At 33.1% G+C, this 19,584-nt stretch carries 21 protein-coding genes; 1 reads left to right on the plus strand and 20 read right to left on the minus strand.

Going from position 1 to position 19,584, the window contains the following annotated elements; genetic code table 11:
• Positions 1–34: 34 nt before the first annotated feature.
• Genes ACWJJ2_RS09115 through ACWJJ2_RS09130 form a run of 4 tightly spaced genes read right to left on the minus strand, consistent with a single transcriptional unit; the run spans position 35 to position 3,870 of the window.
• The gene (locus ACWJJ2_RS09115) at positions 35–823 is read right to left on the minus strand and encodes a 5-deoxy-glucuronate isomerase (protein ID WP_216303446.1); all 789 of its coding nucleotides are present in this window, start codon (positions 821–823) and stop codon (positions 35–37) included.
• An 11-nt stretch (positions 824–834) separates the two neighbouring features.
• Positions 835–1,851 carry a 5-dehydro-2-deoxygluconokinase gene (gene iolC / locus ACWJJ2_RS09120; RefSeq protein ID WP_216303445.1) on the minus strand — a complete coding sequence of 339 codons (1,017 nt, stop codon included), beginning with the start codon at positions 1,849–1,851 and terminating at the stop codon, positions 835–837.
• A 9-nt stretch (positions 1,852–1,860) separates the two neighbouring features.
• Positions 1,861–2,706, minus strand: a complete 846-nt coding sequence (locus ACWJJ2_RS09125) for a class II fructose-bisphosphate aldolase (protein ID WP_462954287.1) — start codon at positions 2,704–2,706, stop codon at positions 1,861–1,863.
• Positions 2,707–3,870 (minus strand): iron-containing alcohol dehydrogenase, encoded by a 1,164-nt coding sequence (locus ACWJJ2_RS09130; RefSeq protein WP_462954288.1) that lies wholly within the window; start codon positions 3,868–3,870, stop codon positions 2,707–2,709.
• A gap of 222 nt (positions 3,871–4,092) precedes the next feature.
• Here ACWJJ2_RS09130 and ACWJJ2_RS09135 point away from each other — a divergent pair, with 222 nt between their 5' ends.
• Positions 4,093–5,664 (plus strand): acyl CoA:acetate/3-ketoacid CoA transferase, encoded by a 1,572-nt coding sequence (locus ACWJJ2_RS09135; protein WP_220286403.1) that lies wholly within the window; start codon positions 4,093–4,095, stop codon positions 5,662–5,664.
• 79 nt (positions 5,665–5,743) lie between these two features.
• Here the strand turns inward: ACWJJ2_RS09135 and ACWJJ2_RS09140 are convergent, their stop codons facing one another.
• The 16 genes from ACWJJ2_RS09140 to ACWJJ2_RS09215 all read right to left on the minus strand — a co-directional run bounded on the left by ACWJJ2_RS09140 (position 5,744) and on the right by ACWJJ2_RS09215 (position 19,568).
• The gene (locus ACWJJ2_RS09140; RefSeq protein WP_220286404.1) at positions 5,744–6,196 is read right to left on the minus strand and encodes a cupin domain-containing protein; all 453 of its coding nucleotides are present in this window, start codon (positions 6,194–6,196) and stop codon (positions 5,744–5,746) included.
• Positions 6,197–6,232: 36 nt separating this feature from the next.
• Positions 6,233–7,330 carry an ethanolamine utilization protein EutH gene (gene eutH, locus ACWJJ2_RS09145; RefSeq protein ID WP_216303440.1) on the minus strand — a complete coding sequence of 366 codons (1,098 nt, stop codon included), beginning with the start codon at positions 7,328–7,330 and terminating at the stop codon, positions 6,233–6,235.
• Positions 7,331–7,403: 73 nt separating this feature from the next.
• Positions 7,404–7,946: a BMC domain-containing protein gene (locus tag ACWJJ2_RS09150; protein ID WP_216303439.1), complete on the minus strand. Its 543-nt coding sequence runs from the start codon at positions 7,944–7,946 to the stop codon at positions 7,404–7,406.
• Between the two features lie 42 nt (positions 7,947–7,988).
• On the minus strand, positions 7,989–8,267 hold the full coding sequence (locus tag ACWJJ2_RS09155; RefSeq protein WP_165411581.1) for a EutN/CcmL family microcompartment protein: 279 nt from the start codon (positions 8,265–8,267) through the stop codon (positions 7,989–7,991).
• 45 nt (positions 8,268–8,312) lie between these two features.
• Entirely contained in the window at positions 8,313–9,077 is a 765-nt protein-coding gene (locus tag ACWJJ2_RS09160) for a hypothetical protein (protein ID WP_220286406.1), read from the minus strand.
• A 97-nt stretch (positions 9,078–9,174) separates the two neighbouring features.
• Positions 9,175–9,801 (minus strand): ethanolamine utilization phosphate acetyltransferase EutD, encoded by a 627-nt coding sequence (gene eutD / locus ACWJJ2_RS09165; protein WP_165411579.1) that lies wholly within the window; start codon positions 9,799–9,801, stop codon positions 9,175–9,177.
• Positions 9,802–9,814: 13 nt separating this feature from the next.
• Positions 9,815–10,570: a cobalamin adenosyltransferase gene (locus tag ACWJJ2_RS09170; protein WP_216303437.1), complete on the minus strand. Its 756-nt coding sequence runs from the start codon at positions 10,568–10,570 to the stop codon at positions 9,815–9,817.
• 85 nt (positions 10,571–10,655) lie between these two features.
• A complete protein-coding gene (eutM, locus tag ACWJJ2_RS09175) occupies positions 10,656–10,952 on the minus strand; it encodes an ethanolamine utilization microcompartment protein EutM (protein ID WP_165411577.1) in 297 nt (98 codons plus the stop codon).
• A gap of 47 nt (positions 10,953–10,999) precedes the next feature.
• Positions 11,000–12,445, minus strand: coding sequence for an acetaldehyde dehydrogenase (acetylating) (locus tag ACWJJ2_RS09180; protein ID WP_216303449.1), 1,446 nt, complete (start codon positions 12,443–12,445; stop codon positions 11,000–11,002).
• 14 nt (positions 12,446–12,459) lie between these two features.
• Positions 12,460–13,038: a BMC domain-containing protein gene (locus tag ACWJJ2_RS09185; protein WP_220286407.1), complete on the minus strand. Its 579-nt coding sequence runs from the start codon at positions 13,036–13,038 to the stop codon at positions 12,460–12,462.
• A gap of 14 nt (positions 13,039–13,052) precedes the next feature.
• Positions 13,053–13,706, minus strand: coding sequence for an ethanolamine utilization microcompartment protein EutL (gene eutL / locus ACWJJ2_RS09190; protein WP_165411575.1), 654 nt, complete (start codon positions 13,704–13,706; stop codon positions 13,053–13,055).
• Positions 13,707–13,736: 30 nt separating this feature from the next.
• Entirely contained in the window at positions 13,737–14,615 is an 879-nt protein-coding gene (eutC, locus tag ACWJJ2_RS09195; RefSeq protein ID WP_216303435.1) for an ethanolamine ammonia-lyase subunit EutC, read from the minus strand.
• A gap of 17 nt (positions 14,616–14,632) precedes the next feature.
• The gene (locus ACWJJ2_RS09200; protein WP_216303434.1) at positions 14,633–15,997 is read right to left on the minus strand and encodes an ethanolamine ammonia-lyase subunit EutB; all 1,365 of its coding nucleotides are present in this window, start codon (positions 15,995–15,997) and stop codon (positions 14,633–14,635) included.
• 22 nt (positions 15,998–16,019) lie between these two features.
• Positions 16,020–17,453 carry an ethanolamine ammonia-lyase reactivating factor EutA gene (eutA, locus tag ACWJJ2_RS09205; protein ID WP_220286408.1) on the minus strand — a complete coding sequence of 478 codons (1,434 nt, stop codon included), beginning with the start codon at positions 17,451–17,453 and terminating at the stop codon, positions 16,020–16,022.
• A gap of 140 nt (positions 17,454–17,593) precedes the next feature.
• Positions 17,594–19,003, minus strand: coding sequence for a sensor histidine kinase (locus ACWJJ2_RS09210; RefSeq protein ID WP_220286409.1), 1,410 nt, complete (start codon positions 19,001–19,003; stop codon positions 17,594–17,596).
• The gene (locus ACWJJ2_RS09215; protein ID WP_165411570.1) at positions 18,993–19,568 is read right to left on the minus strand and encodes an ANTAR domain-containing response regulator; all 576 of its coding nucleotides are present in this window, start codon (positions 19,566–19,568) and stop codon (positions 18,993–18,995) included. The genes ACWJJ2_RS09210 and ACWJJ2_RS09215 overlap by 11 nt, the downstream gene beginning before the upstream one ends.
• Positions 19,569–19,584 lie beyond the last annotated feature (16 nt).

A 19,584-nucleotide genomic window follows, 5' to 3' on the forward strand; every position in this document is an offset into this window, starting at 1 on the left:
TCAAACCCCCTTATATCTTAATCAATCATTTATACTATTTTTCTGGCCATATCTTAACATTTTTGTCCCAAAGCCAAGTATGATCTTTATCATCTATTCTGTCAGTCCATGGGTTATTATCTAAATGTCTTATCATCCAACAATAGTACATAGCATAACCTGGTGCAGCTGTTTGAGGATGAACAAGGCCTCCTTGAATTAAAGCAAAGCTTCTATCTGTTATCTTATAAGCATTTTCACCTATTAGACATAAACCAAATCCTTGAGGTTTATTAAATTTATAGTAATAAACTTCAGGTTGTGGATGATGATGTGGTGGGTAACTTGACCATTTACCAGGATAAGTAATAACTTCTCCCATTACCATGTTTGAATATGGTTCATTTTTATAATCAAATACTGTTCTAACTACTCTTCTTGCAGTACCATTCCATACCCCTTCACCAAATACTTCACTTTTACAATCTTCTGGATAATATAATTTTGCTTCAAAGGTATTTTTATTATCTGTATATTGAAGAAGTATTTCGCTTTGTTCTAAAATTTCTACTTGGACCTTTGTATCCTTTGGCACATGTAAACACCAGGGACCTTCATCAAATACTGAAGTTCTCTCTATTACTTTTTTATTTCCTGACCACCTAATTTCAAGTTTTCCTGTTAACATCAATACAGCCAATTCTTTGAAATCTGAATAGTACGTTTTAACTGAACCTTTTTCAAGTTTTATTACAGCAATATCCATTAACATTTCTTTATTTTTACCGTTAATCTCGCATATTGTATTTTCACCGTATTTTAGATTACCTAAACTTTCTACCATTTAAATCCTCCTTATGATTTTACGACCATTTCACCATATTCCTCTTTGCTCTTTCTTATAAATTCATTAATCCCTTCGACTTTTGGCATTGCATCAGAGCAGCTGTGACTTGCAACTAACATTGAAGCTGAAGCACTACCAAACTCTAAGCAGTCAATAATATCCCATCCTTCAAGTAATCCATAAACAAATGCAGACCCATATGCATCCCCGCCACCAAAAGATTTAAGAAGTTTAACTGGGAAAGGCTTTATATTAAAGCTTTTTTTATCTGATGTATAAGCAGTTGATCCATCTTTTCCATGCTTTATAACAACAATTTTACTACCATAATTAAACCATCTATTAGCGGTTTCCTGATCGCTACTATCTTGTCCAATTATTGTTTGCGTTAAATCAAATTCTTCTCTTGACCCTATTATAACATCACTGTTTTTTGCGACTAGAGCATAATAAATTGCAATCTCATCCTTATTAGTCCATGAATATTCTCTATAATCAATATCGAAAATAACTACTGTATTATTTTTCTTTGCATACTCTAATGCCTTCAAGGTTGCTTCTCTTGACGGACTCTGAGATAAAGCAGTCCCAGATATTATAATAGCTTTAGTATTCTTAATATATTCTTCACTAATTTCGGAGGCTTCCAGCGCTAAATCTGCAACACCATTTCTGTACATTAAAATACTACTTTCAGTTGGACTAAGTATTTCAGTAAAAGTAAGTCCTAAATTTTCTCCATTTTTAGCAAAATAAATTTGCGTCGTATCTATTTCTTCATTTTTAAAATAGTTAATAACAAATTCACCAAACCTATCATTTGATACTTTACCAATAAACCCTACCTTTTTACCTAGTCTTGCAAGTCCAACTGCAGTATTAGCTGGTGACCCACCTAAATATTTTTTAAAAGTCGCACTTTCTGAAAGTGGCATATTTATATCAATAGGATTAAAATCAATTGCAGCTCTTCCGAGTGGCACAATATCAAATTCTCTACTATTATCAAATTTAATGTAACCCATTATTTCCCCCTATGCTTTGTTTTGACTTCCGAATATCTTAATATGCCTCTTTACATTAATATAAGCACCTTCTATTTCTTTCTCATGCAACTCGAAATAATCAACTTTTTCGGACTCTTCATATAACTTCCCAACATTTTCTTCAACTGAAGCAAATGTTGCTGTTGCTATATTAATTTTTCTAATTCCAAGACTTACACATTTTCTAAAATCGTCATCACTTATACCTGTTCCCCCATGCAATACTAATGGAACATCTACCCTTTTGTTTATTTTGTCTAATACATCAAAATTTAATTTTGGATTTTCTAAATATACTCCGTGAGCATTTCCTATTGCCACTGCTAATGCATCAACGCCTGTTGCATCGAAAAACTCCTTTGCCTCATCTACCCCAGTACACAAAACTGATATTTCTTTTAAGCCATCTTCACTACCGCCTACTCGTCCTATTTCAGCTTCTACGTCTGCATTATATTTTTTTGCTTCATCTATAACTTCTCTTGTTAACCTTATATTATCTTTCAGTGGATATTTTGAACCATCTATCATAACTGAAGTAAATCCAAGCTGGAGAGCTTCCTTTATCTTTTCTAAAGTTAAACCATGATCAAAATGTATAGCTACTGGTATTTTCGCTTTTTTTGCTCCTGCAACCATCATAGATCCTATTAACTCTAATGGCGATGCATTTAATCTTACTTCTGCAATTTGAATTATCATCGGAGAATTTAACTCTTCACCAGCCTTTATAGCACCGATTAACATTTCCATATTTGCTACGCTAAAAGATCCAACAGCATATTTTCCTTTTTCTGCTTTACTCAATAAATCCCGCATATTTACTAGTGGCATTTATTTCACCTGTTTCCATAATAATTTATAAATATTTATTATGTCTTCCTTTTCAGTCTTTCTTCTTGTATTTCCTGGGCTGCCACTGTCTAAAGCATCACCCGCCATTTTTTCTAAATTTTCAAAGAATTTTTGCTTATTAACACCAACCTCTTCAAGGGTTTGAATGTTTAAGTCTCTACATAGATCTCCAATTTCTTTTATAAAAGCTTGACCTGCTTCTATATCACTCTCACCTTTCTTATAGATGCCTATAGCTTTAGCTAAATCACAAAATCTTTCTGGTGTTCCATATAATGCAAAATTCAAACAATCTTGCAACAATATAGCATTAGATAATCCATGTGGTACATGATAAAGTGCACCCACTGGTCTACTCATACCGTGAACTATTGTCACTGAAGAGTTATTAAAAGCAATTCCAGCTTCAAGTGCAGCTATTGACATTTCTGTTCTAGCTTCAACATCATTCCCATTTTGATAAGCTTTTAATAAATACTTAGTTATCCTTTTAACCGCAGAAAGAGCAAATGTATCTGACATTGTCTGCGATTTCTTTGATGTATATGCTTCGATTGCATGAGTTAATGCATCCAATCCTGTAGCTGCTGTTACGTTAGGTGGAGCTGTCGTTGTAAAAATCGGATCTATTATTGCTAAAGTTGGCATTAGATAAGATCCCTTTAACAACATTTTTATGTCCCTCTTTGTATCCGATATTATAGTGAACTGAGTTGCTTCTGAACCCGTTCCTGCTGTTGTAGGTAATGCAACTAGAGGAGGGGTTGCATTAGGAATCGTTTTCCCTAAATAATCATTAATTTCCCCTGTATTCGTTATCATAGCCCCTACAGCTTTCATTGTATCTATAGGGCTTCCTCCACCTAATCCAATTAAGAAATCACATTTTTCTTCTTTATAAGCTTTAGTTCCATCGTTTACCATGATATCTGTCGGTTCACTATTTACTTCACTATAGATTGCATATTCAATATTAATACTATCCAACATATCTGTTACTTTTTTTAAACTTCCAATCTTGACCATTACATCATCGGTTACAATTAAAGCTTTTTCCCCTAGCTGTTTAATGTTTTCGCCAGCTAGATTAAGTGCTTCCTTTCCAGTAATTATATATCTTGGTGTTAAAAACAAGTTGCTCATTATATAACCTCCCATGTTGTTGTTTTAATGTCACTTCTTAAGTATATTATGCGCAACTTAACCAATATATGTTAATAATAGTAGTATATTTAATTATTTCTTCATATTCATTATCATTATCATTTTCCCTGGAATATCCTAGACAACTGAATAATAGTTATAATTATGATGCTAATCTATATTAATAATTTTACAGTATACTGTGAAAGGTGATGTAGTTCTATGAAAATATTAAAACCTAAAGAAGCTGCTGAGTTAGTAAAGGATGGCGATTATATTGTAACAGATGGATTTGTTGGCAGTTGTTGTCCTGAAACCCTTACTACAGCTTTAGAAAAGCGTTTTTTAGAAACTGGTAAGCCTATAAATTTAAATCTTATATACGCCGCTGCTCAGGGTAATCAAAATGGAAGAGGTGCAGATCATTTTGCACACGAAGGAATGACTAAAAGAGTAGTAGGTGGTCATTATAACATGGCACCTGCCCTAGGAAAATTAGCTGTAGAAAATAAAATAGAAGCCTATAATCTTCCACAAGGAACTCTTTCTCAGCTTTTTAGGGATATTGCTGGTAAAAGGGTCGGTACTATAACTCATGTAGGACTAAACACATTTGTTGACCCTAGAATTGAAGGAGGGAAATTAAATGATATTACAAAGGAGGATATTGTAAAGATAATTGAAATCGAAGGTGAGGAGAAGCTACTATATAAATCATTTCCAATTGATATCTGTTTTGTACGCGGTACATATGCAGATAAAAATGGTAATATTAGTCTAGAAAGAGAAATAGCTACTCTTGAAGCAACATCCATTACTCAAGCAACAAAAAACTGCGGTGGAATAGTTGTAGTTCAAGTTGAAAGAGTAGTAGCTGCTGGCACCCTTGATCCACGACTTGTGAAAATTCCTGGTATATATGTAGACTATGTTGTTGTTTCAAAACCAGAGGAACATGAGCAGACCGTTGGATTTGAATATAATCCAGCTTGTACAGGTGAAATAAAAGCAATAATGGATTCAATTGAAAATACACCTTTAGATATTAGGAAAATAATAGCAAGGAGAGCTGCCTTTGAGCTTAAATCTAATACTGTTGTAAATTTAGGAATTGGAATACCTGAGGTAATATCATTAGTTGCTAGTGAAGAAGGGATTTGCGATTATATGACACTTACAGTAGAAGCAGGAGCAGTTGGTGGATTGCCACAGGGTGGATTAGCTTTTGGTGCATCAGTAAATCCAGAAGCAATTCTAGACCAAGCATGCCAATTTGATTTTTATGATGGTGGTGGAGTTGATTTAGCATTCTTAGGATTAGCTCAAGTTGATAAAGACGGTAACTTAAATGTAAGTAAGTTTGGAACACGTGTTGCAGGATGCGGTGGCTTTATCAATATTACCCAAAATGCAAAAAAAGTTATATTCTGTGGAACATTTACAGCCCAAGGACTTAAACAAGAAATAAAAGATGGAAAGCTTGTTATCAAACAAGAAGGTAAGCTATTTAAATTTATTGATCAAGTTGAGCAAATTACTTTTAGTGGGAAATATGCACGAAAGGTAAATCAGCCAGTAATGTACATTACTGAAAGAGCTGTATTCGAACTTAAAAAGGATGGACTTTATCTTACTGAAATAGCACCAGGTATTGATTTGCAAAAGGATGTTTTAGATTTAATGGCTTTCAAGCCAAAAATGAATGATATTCCCAAACTTATGGATGAGCGTATTTTCTATGATAAACCAATGGGATTAATAGATTTTAGTTTATCAAGAGAGCAAGATATTTAATAAGATAAAGGCCTCATACTAAATTAATAGTATGAGGCTTTTTTTTTGTTTTGTTCTAAGTCTTTACCTTAAAAAATATCTACTTTATATCGGCCCAATTAGCAGGATATGTCACAAACATAAATTTTGCATAATCTGGAACACTGAATTGAATTTTTGAGTTTTTAGGAATTAAAATCATTTCCCCTTTATTGGCTACAACTTTTCTTCCATCAATATTTACTTCTAAAGTTCCCTCTATAACATAATCTATTTCATCATATTTTAATGTCCAATCAAAGCACGTTTCTTTCATTTCCATAAGACCGCATCCAAGTCTCGGACTTTCTTCTAATGTTAAAACATCTGTTAAAAGTACGTCATCTCCCTCTTTGCCAGTATCAAACTTACCCATTTTTACAGTGTCTAATTTTATTGACATTATACCACTAGGATCTACGTGCTTTTCAAATTCACATTTTTCCTTTGATAAACTTTCTGCTATGATTTTTCTAACCATGTCCTCAATTAATTTTGCATCTATATTTTCCATTTTAATTCCTCCATTCATTATTATCTTATAATGCTATTATGCTTGAACAGACTTATTTTTTTTATTTTTCGAAAGTATAAAACAAGCTAACGCAACCGCTGCAACTCCACCGACTAATTTTGCAACTATCATAGGGAATATCATTCCTTTTTCTACTCCAGCAACAAAACCTAAATGATCTCCAAATACAAAAGCTGCACTAACTGCAAATGCAACGTTTATTATCTTACCCCGTTCATCCATGTCTTTCATCATTCCAAACATTGGTATACTATTTGCAAGACTTGCCACCATACCTGCTGCTGAAATATCATTCATACCTAGTAATGAACCAAGCTTCATTAGAGGTTTTTTAAATACTTTCGTTATAACATAAACCATTGGGAAGGCTCCTGCGAGTACTATTGCAATAGAACCTACTATCTCAATACCTTCGGATAGTGGTGCCATTCCAGGTATAACAACTACTCCTGTTAAAGTTTCTATTATTATAGCTGCAAGACCTATTGTTATAAGCACAACTACACCTTTTCCAAAAACGGTAAAGCCTTTTATCATTTTTTCAGGAATTAACCATAATCCTACAGCAAGAAGTGCTGCAAATATTATTATTGGCACAAGATTTTTAAGTAACATTATTACTCCAAATCCAGCTACAAGTCCACCTATAAGCGCTCCTATAGGAATTGTTATTATCCCTGCAAGTACACCTGTTGCCAAAAATTTATGGTCTTCTTTTTTAATTATTCCAAGAGCAACTGGTATAGTAAATACAATAGTTGGTCCCATCATAGATCCTATAATTACGCCTGAGAAGCTTGCTGCTTGTGCTGTTTGTGCAAGTTCTTTTGCAAGAGGATATCCTCCCATATCACAAGCAAGTAAAGTAGTAGCAAACATAGATGGATCTGCTCCTAATGCAGTGTAAATTGGGACTACTACAGGTTTTAATACACTAGCAAGTACTGGTGCTAAACAAACTACACCAACCATAGCTATAGTTAATGAACCCATTGCCATAAATCCCTCTTCAAATTGTTCTCCTAAACCAAATTTATTTCCTATGCACTTATCTATTGCACCTAAAACCATGAAAACAACCATTATATATATAATAATTTCATTTATTCCCATTTTTTCTCCTTCCAGAAAATTATTTTTTGATCATATGTATTTTTTTAGAATTTATCTACATTGTTAACTATTATTATAAGCTACTGATTAGTTCCTTAGATGGTGATGGAATTACTATACTTGAAACTATTTTTTTCTCATCAATTTCTCTTAAAGCTTCTTTTACAGCTTCCTGCACAGAACTCACATCACCATATATAATAAAATAAGATTTTCCACCAATTAAAGTGCCGAGACTTAACTTAAAAAGCCTTACCTCCGCTGCTTTAAGCGCCTTATCTAAGATAAATATTCCAGAAACTACATTAGTGGTCTCCACTACTCCTATAGCTCCATTAGGTACTACTTTTATTTTATTTTTTAATGATTGTATAATATCCTTATGTACATTAGGAAGTAGAAAACTTCCTATCAAAAAACCTTTACTTTGATTCGTCCCCTTGTCTAAGGCTTCTTTAACAGATCCTACTTCTCCTGATATAAGTATCATAAATTTCCCTGGACAAATAGTTCTACAAAATACTAATTCTACCTCTGCTGCTTTTAGAACTACATCCGCTATTTCTATTCCTTTTGCAATACTTCTAAATTCCATCATTCCTAAAGTTTTAATCATAGATTCACTCCAAATAAATTTATTTATACGAGAAGTGCTTTATTATAGAAATTCTGCATCTACTTCTAAACTATCTATTATACCTACTATAACAGCATCCACAGGCACATCTTTTATATGCAGTGATGCGCTTGCAGCGCTACCTTTAGTCACTAATACACTATCCCCTATGCCAGCCCCTACTATATCTGCGGCAACAAAAATTCCGCTCCCCTCGCCGGCTGCAGCTTTAGATGGTTCTATCACTAAGAATTTTAATCCATTTAATTTTTCATCTTTTCTTGTAGCCCAAACATTGCCTATAACTTTACCAATAATCATTAACTGCCCCCCCCTTTTTATTTTTTAAAATGTTTTAGAATAACCCTAAACTCTATTTATCTTTAATCGTTTTATTCTTATAAAATCTTGAGCAAGTGGGGTTAATATAGCTTTTTTAATTAAGTTTACTTCCTTTATTCCGTTCATATATAATTTTCTAAGGTCTGATTCTGTAATCAGTCTTTTATTATTTATTTCTACTATTTGATGAGATTGCACAGTATCCTCTGAAACCGCTTTTTTAGCTTGTGATTCAGTTTTATTATGCATATCATCGATTACTATATTTGATTCTATTGAGCAGGATTTTTGCACTGATTCATCATTGCGATTAGCGCCCATTTGCATGCTTTTTAATAAATCCTTTTGATGGACTAAAGCAATTCCATAAGACATGATTTTGTGTTCATATTGATTATATAGATTATATAAAGCTTCATTAGACGTACTTAAATGTTTTCTGTACTGTATTCCCTCTTTTAATACATAAACCTTCTTACCGTTAAAAAGAGCCTCTACTATAAACGCTTGTACACCATTATTACATAACCCAAGCGCCATTGATGATAATCCTTTATTACATAAATTTGTAACTATTATATGCTCATAGTCTCTCAAATTTATATCTTCTTTATCATAAATATGAACCTCGTATTTATCTTCTACAAGCTCTTTAATCACTATTAACTCTTCTTCAGAGGAACTTATTACCAATACCTTTTCTTTATCCATTGCAGTACTATTTCTACTGCTAGGAATCCTCTTCATAACTTCCTTAGTGATCATATCTACTAATTTTTCTATATCCACTTAAATCACTTCCTTATATAAAAATTATAATGTTTAATACAGCTTAACATATAAGGTATATCATCTTATTTTTAAAATCATCTATAAAACAACAATTCTATTTTATAATTTTTGCAGTAGTGCCTTTATTATATCCACAGGCATTTGCCTCATCATAATCTATGTGCATAAATGTTCTAAATTCTTTCTTTACCCTAATTACAACATCATCAAAGATTAGCGGTCTTTCCCCAGAAACTTCAACTTTAACTATATCTTTATCACGAACCTTAAATAACTTTGCATCTTCTAATGTTAAATGTATATGACGTTTTGCAACTATTAACCCCTCTTTAATTGTTAAAGAAGCTTTTTCTGTAGATATGGTTACACCTGCACTACCCTGTAATTTTCCTGATTCACGAATTGGTGCTTTTACTCCTAAAATAACAGCATCACTCTTAGATATTTCAGCCTGTGTGTGTGTTCTTTCTGGTCCAAGTACAACTACATTTTTAATTGTTCCTTTAGGCCCAGTTAGGCTAACTCTTTCGTTGCAGCTATATTGACCTGGTTGTGATAATTTCTTTACCTCTGTTAATTTATAACCCTTACCAAATAATGTATCAATACTTTCTCTTGAAAGATGAACATGTTTTCCTGAAGCTTCCACTGTAATTTTAAATTTTTCATTTACTCTTTTTATGACTTCTTCTATAATGTATTCAATGTCTATACCGGTCACTGATGTGCCCCCTCTATTTATATTTTCCTGACAAAAACTTAAACATCATTATATATAAACAGCTGCTTAATCTATTTAAATATCTTATAATATCGTTTCTTGTTATCTCTGCGTCAATGTCTTTAAATGCCTTGAAACCACATATTTCAACTTCTCTTATATTACTTCTTATGGAATTAAGTCCAACAACTATTTCACCCATTTTATAATTAGGCATAAAATGATCCATATTAAAATATTTTTTAGGATTATGTGACATTTCCCTCAGGTCATTCTCACCAATTCCTAAAATAGAGAATTCCGGAAGATTTTCTTCTAATACTTCCGCCCTTAATATGTTACGTACAAAAGATAGAATCTCCTCTAAGTCTTTTGCTACTCCTTCATTTTGAAGTTTTGAAGCTATTACTTGAACTTCCAAAATTTTAGATTGAAGACTATCAAGTCTTCCTCTAAACTCTATTTTCCTATGATCTTTAGGTACTAATTTATTTCCATATAACTGTGTCATATGCTCTGGTTTTTCCTCTACATAACCACCCTTGAGGCAAATATATTTCGGGAAAATTTTTCCTTCATCTTCCTTTTCAGTTTTGGAATTACCTTGTTTCTTAGCACTCAATGTATCAACAATTATTAGTTTAATGTTTTTATCTTGTAGATACTGTTTTGCAGAGGGGGTAATAATAACACCCTTTACTACTTCGTATTCTTTAATATCTGTATTTTTAAGTTGTTTTCTTAGTTCACTTTCAGTTAACAAACTCATATAACTCACATCCCCTTGAGAAGATTGTATATAAGCATACTACCCCACAACCTTTTGAATTGTGGGGATAGTATGTTTTTAAATATTATTCTTCTATTACTTCTTTTACTTTTGGAAGTATTGCATCTACTTCAGCATGTGGTCTTGGAATTACATGAACAGAAACTAATTCTCCTACTCGTTCTGCAGCAGCAGCTCCAGCATCTGTAGCTGCTTTAACAGCTCCAACATCTCCTCTAACCATTACAGTTACGAGTCCTGCACCAATTTGCTCTTTTCCTACCAATGTAACATTTGCAGCTTTAACCATAGCATCTGCAGCTTCTATTGCACCTACGAGTCCTCTTGTTTCAACCATTCCTAATGCGTTTGTACTTGCCATTTTATATTCCTCCTAAAATTTTTTTTATCTATATTAATTTTATATAACTAGCTTTTCAATTTTTCCATGATTTTTTCTACTATTAGATTTATAGAGTCTTCATTTAAATCTTCTTTGCTAATATTAGAATTAACAGTGTTACTTCTATCTACTATATCCTCTATTTCACGGGTTCCATAAACCAATCTTCTTATATTCAATAAGTTCATAGGTCCAACATTATCAGAAGTTGCACTTCCGCCAACTGCTCCACAGCCTAAAGTTAAAGCTGGTACTAAGCTTGTAGTAGCTCCTATTCCACCTAGTGAACCTGGAGTATTAACTAATAATCTTGATACAGGTTTTTTAAGTGCAAATTCTCTAATTACAGCCTCATTATTTGAGTGTATTATAAGAGTATGCCCTGCTCCCTCATTGTTTAATATATCAATACATTTTTCACAAGCCTTTTCCCAAGTTTCTTCACAGAAGAAACCTAAAATTGGAGCTAACTTTTCTCTTGAGTATGGATACTTATGTCCTACATTTGTTTCTTCAGATATAAGTACTCTAGCTCCAGTAGGAACATTTAAGTTAGCCATTTTAGCTATAGCTTCAACACTTTTTCCTACTATTTGAGGATTCATTGAACCATTACTTCTAAGTATAAATCCTGCTAATCTATCAGCTTCTTCTCTATTTAAGAAATAAGCGCCCTGTGCTTTTAATTCAGAAACTACTTTGTCCTTAGAGCAAGCTTCAACTACTATAGATTGTTCTGAAGCACAGATAGTTCCATTATCAAAAGTCTTACTATCTAATATTCTCTTTACTGCTAAAGGAATATCTGCAGATTTTTCTATGAAAGCTGGTCCATTTCCTGGTCCTACTCCTATAGCTGGATTACCTGAGCTATAGGCTGCTTTAACCATAGGTGTACCACCAGTTGCGAGTATTAATGAAATATCACTATGTTTCATTAACTGATCTGTACCTTGCATAGTAGGTATAGACATGCATCCAATAGTTCCTTCTGGTGCTCCTGCAGCCACAGCTGCTTCAGATATTATTCTTACAGTTTCCAATATACATTTTTTACCCATTGGATGTGGTGAGAAAACTATTGAATTTCCTGCTTTTATAGATATCATAGCTTTATATATAGCTGTAGATGTAGGGTTAGTTGATGGAATAAGTCCTGCAACAACCCCTACTGGAACTGCCACCTCAACTAATTTTTTATCTTTATCTTCATTTATTATTCCTACAGTTTTTAAATCCTTTATATATTCATAAACTCCCTTACTAGCAAAAGTATTTTTCACAATCTTATCTTGCCATTTTCCAAAACCAGTTTCCTCTTCTGCCATTTTAGCTAATTTTTCAGCATTATTATAAGCTGAATCACTAATGGCTTTAACTATTCTGTCGATTTCGCTTTGGCTCATTTCGCCTAATTTCTTTTGTGCAATCTTTGCTTTAGCTATTAGGTCCCTAACTTCTTGAATTGACATTAAATCCTTATCCACTATTTACTCCTCCTTTGATAGAATAATACGATCTCTTCTACAAGCCTATCTTTTTTAGCAAACTTTATCTGTTTCTTAGTCATATTATCTAAGTCAAGACTTCTCGCTAATGTTCTGAGTTCATTTACTTTTTCACTCTCTAACTGCTCTTTTAGGCTTGTACTATTACTTAGAGTGTTATCTCCAAATTCTATCGCTTTAATCTCTTGTGTTTTTTTGTCTTGATTTACATTCTTGATTTTTTTACTTTCAACAACTAAAACCTCTTCACTACATTCCTTATGGTCACAATCCTTAGTGCTTGTATTTTCCACAATAGTGTTCCATACTGATAAGTCTGGTCCAGGAATTACATGAGCTACTACTAAAATATTTAACTTTGTCACAGCAATTTCAGCCGCTTCAACAGCTGCTTTAACTGAAGAAACATCACCCTTTATCTTTACTGTAACCAAACCACCATCAACTATTTCACAACCTATAAGATTTACATTAGATGTCTTAAGTGCCACATCTGCAGCTTCTATGGCACCAAGGTACCCATGTACCTCAATTAACCCTAATGCTCCCTTATACATTTAATTGCTTCACTTTAAAAATTTGTAGGATTTTCAGCTACAAATTGGACTGCTGCTGCAAAAGCATCACAAGCTGCTTGACAAGCTGATTGGCTACCTGTAAGCAATGCTCCACCAAAGTTAGTTTCTGATGGTGGTCCGTAAAAAGTTACTAATTTAACATCTGCTGCTTTTAAAGCAGCATCTAATGCATATACAGCTTCAAGTGGAGGAGCTATCAAATAAGCTATAGGCTCTCCCTCTTTAATGTTCGCAGTTTTCGATAAAAAGCTGCCTGTTCTTGATACACAGTGAGCATAATATGGAACTGTATTATCATCATTAGCACTTGTAAAACTTGCTCCATTTTCTATGAAATCTAGAGCAGAATTAAGTCCACTTCTAACCTCTGCTGGACTTGGTCCAGCCATTATTCCTATAACTTCACCTGCTAGTTTTGTACTTGCATTTGCAGAACCTGCATACATTGATTTTGCATATACTATTTCTACCTCTGCTGATTTCGTAGCTTCATCTAAAGCTGTATAAGTAACATCATCTATATCTGCTGTTATAATTCCTAAACTCTTATGATGTGGAGCTAAATTAAAGGCTTCTACCAAATCTTGACTAACATTTGATATTATTTTTACACCTAATACCGTTGCACGAATAGCTTCATTTTTCATGTGTTTTGCCTCCTAATTATAATTTCTTTACTATAATTTTAAATCTACTCCACTTGCTTTCTTTTCTAGCATTAATTTTATTATGTCAGATATATGAGCACCTGCTTCTACTGGAGGAGTACCACCTTTATGTATATTAGATACAACTGTTCTTCTAGCTTCTGGCATATTTACAGTAGCTTTGTATGCTATATAAGCACTCATACTTTCTGCTGTAACAAGGCCTGGTCTTTCCCCTATAAGTACACAAGTAACATCTGCTTCTAAGGTTTCAGATACTACATCCATAACGCCAACTCTTCCATTTTTAACGAAGAATGGAGTTCCTACAGAAATTCTGTAACCCTCAAGGCCCTGCACCATAGCTGGAAGTACATCACGAATATTAGCTTCTATAGCTGCTGAGCTTAATCCATCTGATACATATATTTGTACCTGTGGTCTCATTTTGCAGTTAGTTTTTATAGCTTTTATACCCTCTTCAGTTATCTTTTTCCCAAGGTCTGGTCTTGTTATAAATTCATCTTTATTGATGCATTCTGTTTTAACAGAAAATAAATTCATTTCCTTTAAGAATTCCTCTGAAACATCTGAGAAAACTGAATCTTGAGCTGCTGCATGATCTGCTCTAACTCTTAAAGCTGTTTCAGTTTTATATCTAGGACCTGCTCTCCAAATTCCTAATCTCGCTGGAGTAGACTCCTTCATTTTTAAATATCCCTTAGCATCTGCTGGATTTGGAACTAAAAGTTGTTTTTTAATATCAACAGTTGTAATATCATCAATAAATCCATCTTCAACCTCTGTTTTAATAGAATTTTCAACTTTAGCTGTAACTTTCTTATCTTTACTTGTCATTTCAAGTAGTACCTGTTCAACCAATTTTTTTAAATCATTTTCTGATACCATTATTTTTCCTCCTCTCATTATTTAAGAAATACAGATGCATCTCCTGTTTTTTCAGTCAATTTCCCATCTTTTGTGAATCCCATTTTTTCCATCCAAACTTCAAACTCTTTTATTGGTTTTAAGTGTAATAAATCTCTTAGTGTTGCTGTTTCATGGTATCCAGTAGACTGGTAGTTAAGCATTATATCATCACCATGAGGTAATCCCATAAAGAAGTTACATCCTGCCGCTGTAAGAAGTACGGATAAATTTTCTATATCATTTTGATCTGCCTTCATATGGTTTGTATAACAAGCATCAACACCCATTGGTACTCCAGTTAATTTACCCATGAAGTGATCCTCAAGACCTGCTCTTATAACTTCTTTACTATCATATAAATATTCGGGTCCTATAAATCCAACAACAGTATTTACTAGGAATGGGTTATATCTCTTAGCAAATCCATAACATCTTGCTTCCATAGTTACTTGGTCTACACCATTATGACTATCTGAAGATAATTCTGAACCCTGTCCTGTCTCAAAATACATTACATTAGGGCCAGATCCTGTGCCTTCTTTAAGTGCTAACTGCCTTGCTTCTTCTATCATATCTGCAGTTATTCCAAAAGCTTCATTTCCTTTTTGAGAACCTGCTATACTTTGGAAAATTAAATCCGCAGGAGCTCCACGTCTTATAGCTTCCATTTGTGTTGTTACATGAGCTAATACACAGTTTTGAGTTGGTATTTCCCATTTATTCTTAAAGTCTTCAAAGGTTTTAAGAACTCGCATTACACTTTCAACGGAATCATCAACTGGGTTTAAGCCTATAACCGCATCTCCAACACCATAAGTTAATCCTTCCATAAGAGAAGCTAAAATTCCCTGTGGATTATCTGTGGTATGGTTAGGTTGAAGTCTTGCAGATAAGGTTCCGTCTAGTCCTATTGTTGTATTACAATGTGCAGTAATTCTTATTTTTTTTGCTCCATAAATTAAATCTAAATTAGACATTAACTTAGCTACAGCAGCTACCATCTCACTAGTAAGTCCGCGACTTATCCTTTTAATATCTTCTCCAGTAGTATTTTCATTTAATATCCACTCTCTAAATTCAGATACTGTTAAGTCTTTAATTCCAGCGTATATCTTTTCATTGACATCATCTTGAATTATTCTTGTTACCTCATCTATTTCATAAGGTACTGCTGGACAATTCCTCAAATCCTCTAAAGTTAAATGACTTAAAACTACCTTAGCCGCCACTCTTTCTTCTGAAGATTCTGCTGCAATTCCTGCAAGCTTATCTCCTGACTTTTCTTCATTTGCCTTTGCCATAACTTCCATTATTGATTTAAAATCATACACTTTTCCAAATAACTTTGTTTTTAATTTCAAGATAATTCACCCCTCTTATTTTTTATGAATTAAATATTAGTGTTTTAATTATTACTGGTACAACCCTACCATTTGCTAGAGGTTTACCTATGTCTATGTAATCGCCATTTTCGACGTTTATAGTGTCAATACACACAACTTCTTTTTTGAAATTAAGCTGTCTATATAAAGTTTGTCCCAAGACTTTAGCTATATCATTTTCAACTACTAAAACAGTTGGAAAATCACCTTTCAAAATCTCTTCCATTCCCAAAAGCAAAGTCTCCGCTAGTTTTTGCACCTCTACAAAGCTAGGATTCAACTTTCCTTTTATGGCTATAGCCACGGGTTGAAGCTCATTCTCTAATGTAAACCACTTAAGTTTTTCCTTTATAACCTTAACCATGTTTTCATGACCTGAATTTTCTTCATCCTCTGAAAGTTTTAGTATTGGAAGGTTTTTAATAGGAAACTTATCCTCTGTATATGTTATTGTACTGCCGCTAATTTCTGTGGTGTGAGAACCAGCTCCTACCACCGTAGCCCTTATGGTCTCTATAGATTTTTTAACCACAATTTTAGTACATAACTTTGACTTACTAATAGCTTGACCAAGTAATATACCTATATCTCCATACTTAAACATTTCTTCAGGTTCCAGATTGCAAACATAATCAGCAACTCCTCCAGAAAAGGTAATGTAATCTATTGCTATATCGCTTCTAATTCCCTTATTGGTAAGTATTCTTTCATAGAAGCTGCTCTTTTCTCTTATATTCACACTTTCCTCTAAAAGTTTAACCATTTCATCGACTATAATATTCAAAGCCTCAAAGGTTGGCTTCTGCCCCTCTTCTATAGAAACATGATTTAACTTAGCTAATTCCTTTATCTTCTCCGCAATATATAGAACTTTGCCCGAAGACTTATCAATTTTAATAAGTCTTCCACCTATATCTAAACATCCTGTATCTAAAAGTTTTCCTTCTTTGAAGACTGCTATATTAGTAGTTCCTCCACCAATATCCAAGTTAACTACAGTAGACTCTTCATCCTCAGAAATTTTATCTGCTCCTGCACCTTTTGCTGAGATTATTGATTCTAAATCAGGTCCTGCAGTAGCTACAACAAACTCTCCTGCAAGTCCACTTAATTTTTGCAAAACATCATTAGCATTTTGCTTTCTAGCAGTTTCACCTGTTATTATAACCGCCCCAGTTATAACATCTGAGGGCGCTATTCCTGCTGCAAGGTACTCTCTTTTTACTATTTCGCGAACCTTTTCACCATCTATCTCCTTTTGTGATTTAAGTGGTGTGAAGTATATTTCACTTCTATATATAATTTCCTTATCCACAATGGATATTCTAGGTATAGAGAAATTTGAGGCCAAATTTTCTATAATTATCTTGCTAAATACAAGTTGTGTTGTCGAAGTACCAATGTCTATACCAACACTTATAATTTCTTCTCTCATATTAATTCCTCTTTTCAAATGCCTTATGAATTTTCAGAAACACAGTTTAAGAACAAAAAAAGGCTTAAAGTCATTTAAAAAATAACTTTAAGCCTCATCGCTTATCTTAAAAACACGCCCTTGTGTTTCCATTATCCATATTAATTTTTGAAATCAAATACAACTCTAGTTCCTTCTGAATCTGTTGCTATATTAATATCTCCATTTAGCTTATCCTTAACTATAGTCTTTACTATACTAAGTCCTAAACTATTTTTTCTAACCTTATTAATATCAAATCCCGTACCGTTGTCAACTATTACAACGGTAGAATATATTTCACTTTTTTCGATTACAATATCTATATTACCTGAAGGTTTATCTACAAAAGCATATTGCATAGAATTATGAAGTAATTCATTTACTACAAGAGCTATTGAAGTTGCTTTATCTGAACTTACTTTAAAATTACCTCCAATTAAATTCACTTTAATATTCTTATTAGTTGCATTAAAATATCTTATAGCGTTATCTTTAATATTAGAAATAACTTCTTGTATACTTACTTCATCCAGACCTTCTTGCGATAATATCTCATGGGTAGCTGCTATACTTAAAATTCTATTCATGCTTTCATTTAATGCATCTTTAGTCTGCTGGTTATCACTTCTTCTTGCTTGAAGTCTTAATAAACTTGCTATAGTCTGTAGATTATTTTTCACTCTATGGTGAATTTCTTTAATAGCTACAGATTTTAAAATTAATTCCTTCTCTTTTTCCTTCATCATTGTTATATCCCTAATCATAGTAACAAGTTTTAATTTTTTATCAGTTAATATTATTCTCTTAACTTTTAAAAACAGTTTTCCTAAATGCACTTCACATTCATTAGAATTAGGAAAATTCATTACCTCCGTAAAATTAATATCATCTAAGGCTAAATTATCATAATCCATGCCTAGTAGGCTGTCCTTGTAGCCAAGCTTTTTATATAGTAAATCAGCAATAGGATTTTTAAACCTAACTACCCCTTCTTCATCAAAGATAATAATAGCTTCATCTAAGTGATCAGCTATGTTATTTTCATTTTCTGTAGAAGATACTAAAGTATTAGCTAACTCCTCGTAGCCTTGTGCTAGCATTTCCATATGTTTTTTTTTTTTTATTTTTTCTGTTATGTCCTTCTCTACTATTAGAACCCCTATAATTTTGCCGTTATTCTCTATAGGTGACACCGTTTGTCGTACATTTATATGTTCTTGAGTTACAGCCTTCAAGTCTTTGGTTGTTATTCCAAGATCTAATGTTCTAAGCACAGCAGGCTCATTATCTCTTAATGCTAGTTCTCCTACTACAGTATTTTGATACATCGAAGGTCTATTAATAGGTTTTGCCTCAGCTATTACTATAGCTTCGTCAGCTTCTCTAGTTGGACAATCTATAAAAACATCTGCATTTAAAATGTCGGCAAAATATTTAATACAAGATGACATTTGCTGTATTTTTAAAATGTCATCTTCATCTAAATTAGTGTACATTCTACATAGTTCATATATTTTTTCACTGTTCATAACTCATTATTATAGCCTCAGCTATATCTCCCATTGAACATCTTTTATTCATACTAAGTGTTCTAATCTGGTCATAAGCATCTTGCTCAGTAATTTTATCTCTTTGAATCAATAAGCCTTTAGCTTTTTCAATAATTTTTCTTTCTTCTAGCTTACTACAACCTTTTTCAATTTCTATTTTCATTTTTTTTATTTCTGCGCTCTTGGATATAGCTACCTCCAAAGTTGGAATAAGTGATTTTTCATCTATAGGCTTAACTATGTATCCTATAGCCCCTACTTTGATAGCTTTTTCTACAAACTCTTTGCCACTATAAGCAGTTAGCAGAACTATCCCACTGGCCAAATTTTCATTTTGAATTATTTTAGCTGCATTTAATCCATCAAGAAGAGGCATCTTTATATCCATAAGCACTAAATCTGGTGAATGTTTTCTACACAATGATACTGCATCAAATCCATCTGAAGCTTCTCCTACAACATCGTATCCTGCCGCTTCTAGTATTTCTTTTAAATCCATTCTTGTAATAGGCTCATCATCGGCTATTACTATTTTTTTATTCATACTTCACCTCATAAAA

The sequence above is a fragment of the Clostridium sp. CM039 genome (assembly GCF_055081075.1).

What these genes read in the sequence shown, in the direction of transcription:
- ACWJJ2_RS09115 (WP_216303446.1), bottom strand. Translation starts at nt 823, where the DNA reads ATGGTAGAAAGTTTAGGTAATCTAAAATACGGTGAAAATACAATATGC.
- iolC (WP_216303445.1), bottom strand. Translation starts at nt 1,851, where the DNA reads ATGGGTTACATTAAATTTGATAATAGTAGAGAATTTGATATTGTGCCA.
- ACWJJ2_RS09125 (WP_462954287.1), bottom strand. Translation starts at nt 2,706, where the DNA reads ATGCCACTAGTAAATATGCGGGATTTATTGAGTAAAGCAGAAAAAGGA.
- ACWJJ2_RS09130 (WP_462954288.1), bottom strand. Translation starts at nt 3,870, where the DNA reads ATGAGCAACTTGTTTTTAACACCAAGATATATAATTACTGGAAAGGAA.
- ACWJJ2_RS09135 (WP_220286403.1), top strand. Translation starts at nt 4,093, where the DNA reads ATGAAAATATTAAAACCTAAAGAAGCTGCTGAGTTAGTAAAGGATGGC.
- ACWJJ2_RS09140 (WP_220286404.1), bottom strand. Translation starts at nt 6,196, where the DNA reads ATGGAAAATATAGATGCAAAATTAATTGAGGACATGGTTAGAAAAATC.
- eutH (WP_216303440.1), bottom strand. Translation starts at nt 7,330, where the DNA reads ATGGGAATAAATGAAATTATTATATATATAATGGTTGTTTTCATGGTT.
- ACWJJ2_RS09150 (WP_216303439.1), bottom strand. Translation starts at nt 7,946, where the DNA reads ATGATTAAAACTTTAGGAATGATGGAATTTAGAAGTATTGCAAAAGGA.
- ACWJJ2_RS09155 (WP_165411581.1), bottom strand. Translation starts at nt 8,267, where the DNA reads ATGATTATTGGTAAAGTTATAGGCAATGTTTGGGCTACAAGAAAAGAT.
- ACWJJ2_RS09170 (WP_216303437.1), bottom strand. Translation starts at nt 10,570, where the DNA reads ATGAGTTTGTTAACTGAAAGTGAACTAAGAAAACAACTTAAAAATACA.
- eutM (WP_165411577.1), bottom strand. Translation starts at nt 10,952, where the DNA reads ATGGCAAGTACAAACGCATTAGGAATGGTTGAAACAAGAGGACTCGTA.
- ACWJJ2_RS09180 (WP_216303449.1), bottom strand. Translation starts at nt 12,445, where the DNA reads ATGTCAATTCAAGAAGTTAGGGACCTAATAGCTAAAGCAAAGATTGCA.
- ACWJJ2_RS09185 (WP_220286407.1), bottom strand. Translation starts at nt 13,038, where the DNA reads ATGTATAAGGGAGCATTAGGGTTAATTGAGGTACATGGGTACCTTGGT.
- eutL (WP_165411575.1), bottom strand. Translation starts at nt 13,706, where the DNA reads ATGAAAAATGAAGCTATTCGTGCAACGGTATTAGGTGTAAAAATAATA.
- eutC (WP_216303435.1), bottom strand. Translation starts at nt 14,615, where the DNA reads ATGGTATCAGAAAATGATTTAAAAAAATTGGTTGAACAGGTACTACTT.
- eutA (WP_220286408.1), bottom strand. Translation starts at nt 17,453, where the DNA reads ATGAGAGAAGAAATTATAAGTGTTGGTATAGACATTGGTACTTCGACA.
- ACWJJ2_RS09210 (WP_220286409.1), bottom strand. Translation starts at nt 19,003, where the DNA reads ATGAACAGTGAAAAAATATATGAACTATGTAGAATGTACACTAATTTA.
- ACWJJ2_RS09215 (WP_165411570.1), bottom strand. Translation starts at nt 19,568, where the DNA reads ATGAATAAAAAAATAGTAATAGCCGATGATGAGCCTATTACAAGAATG.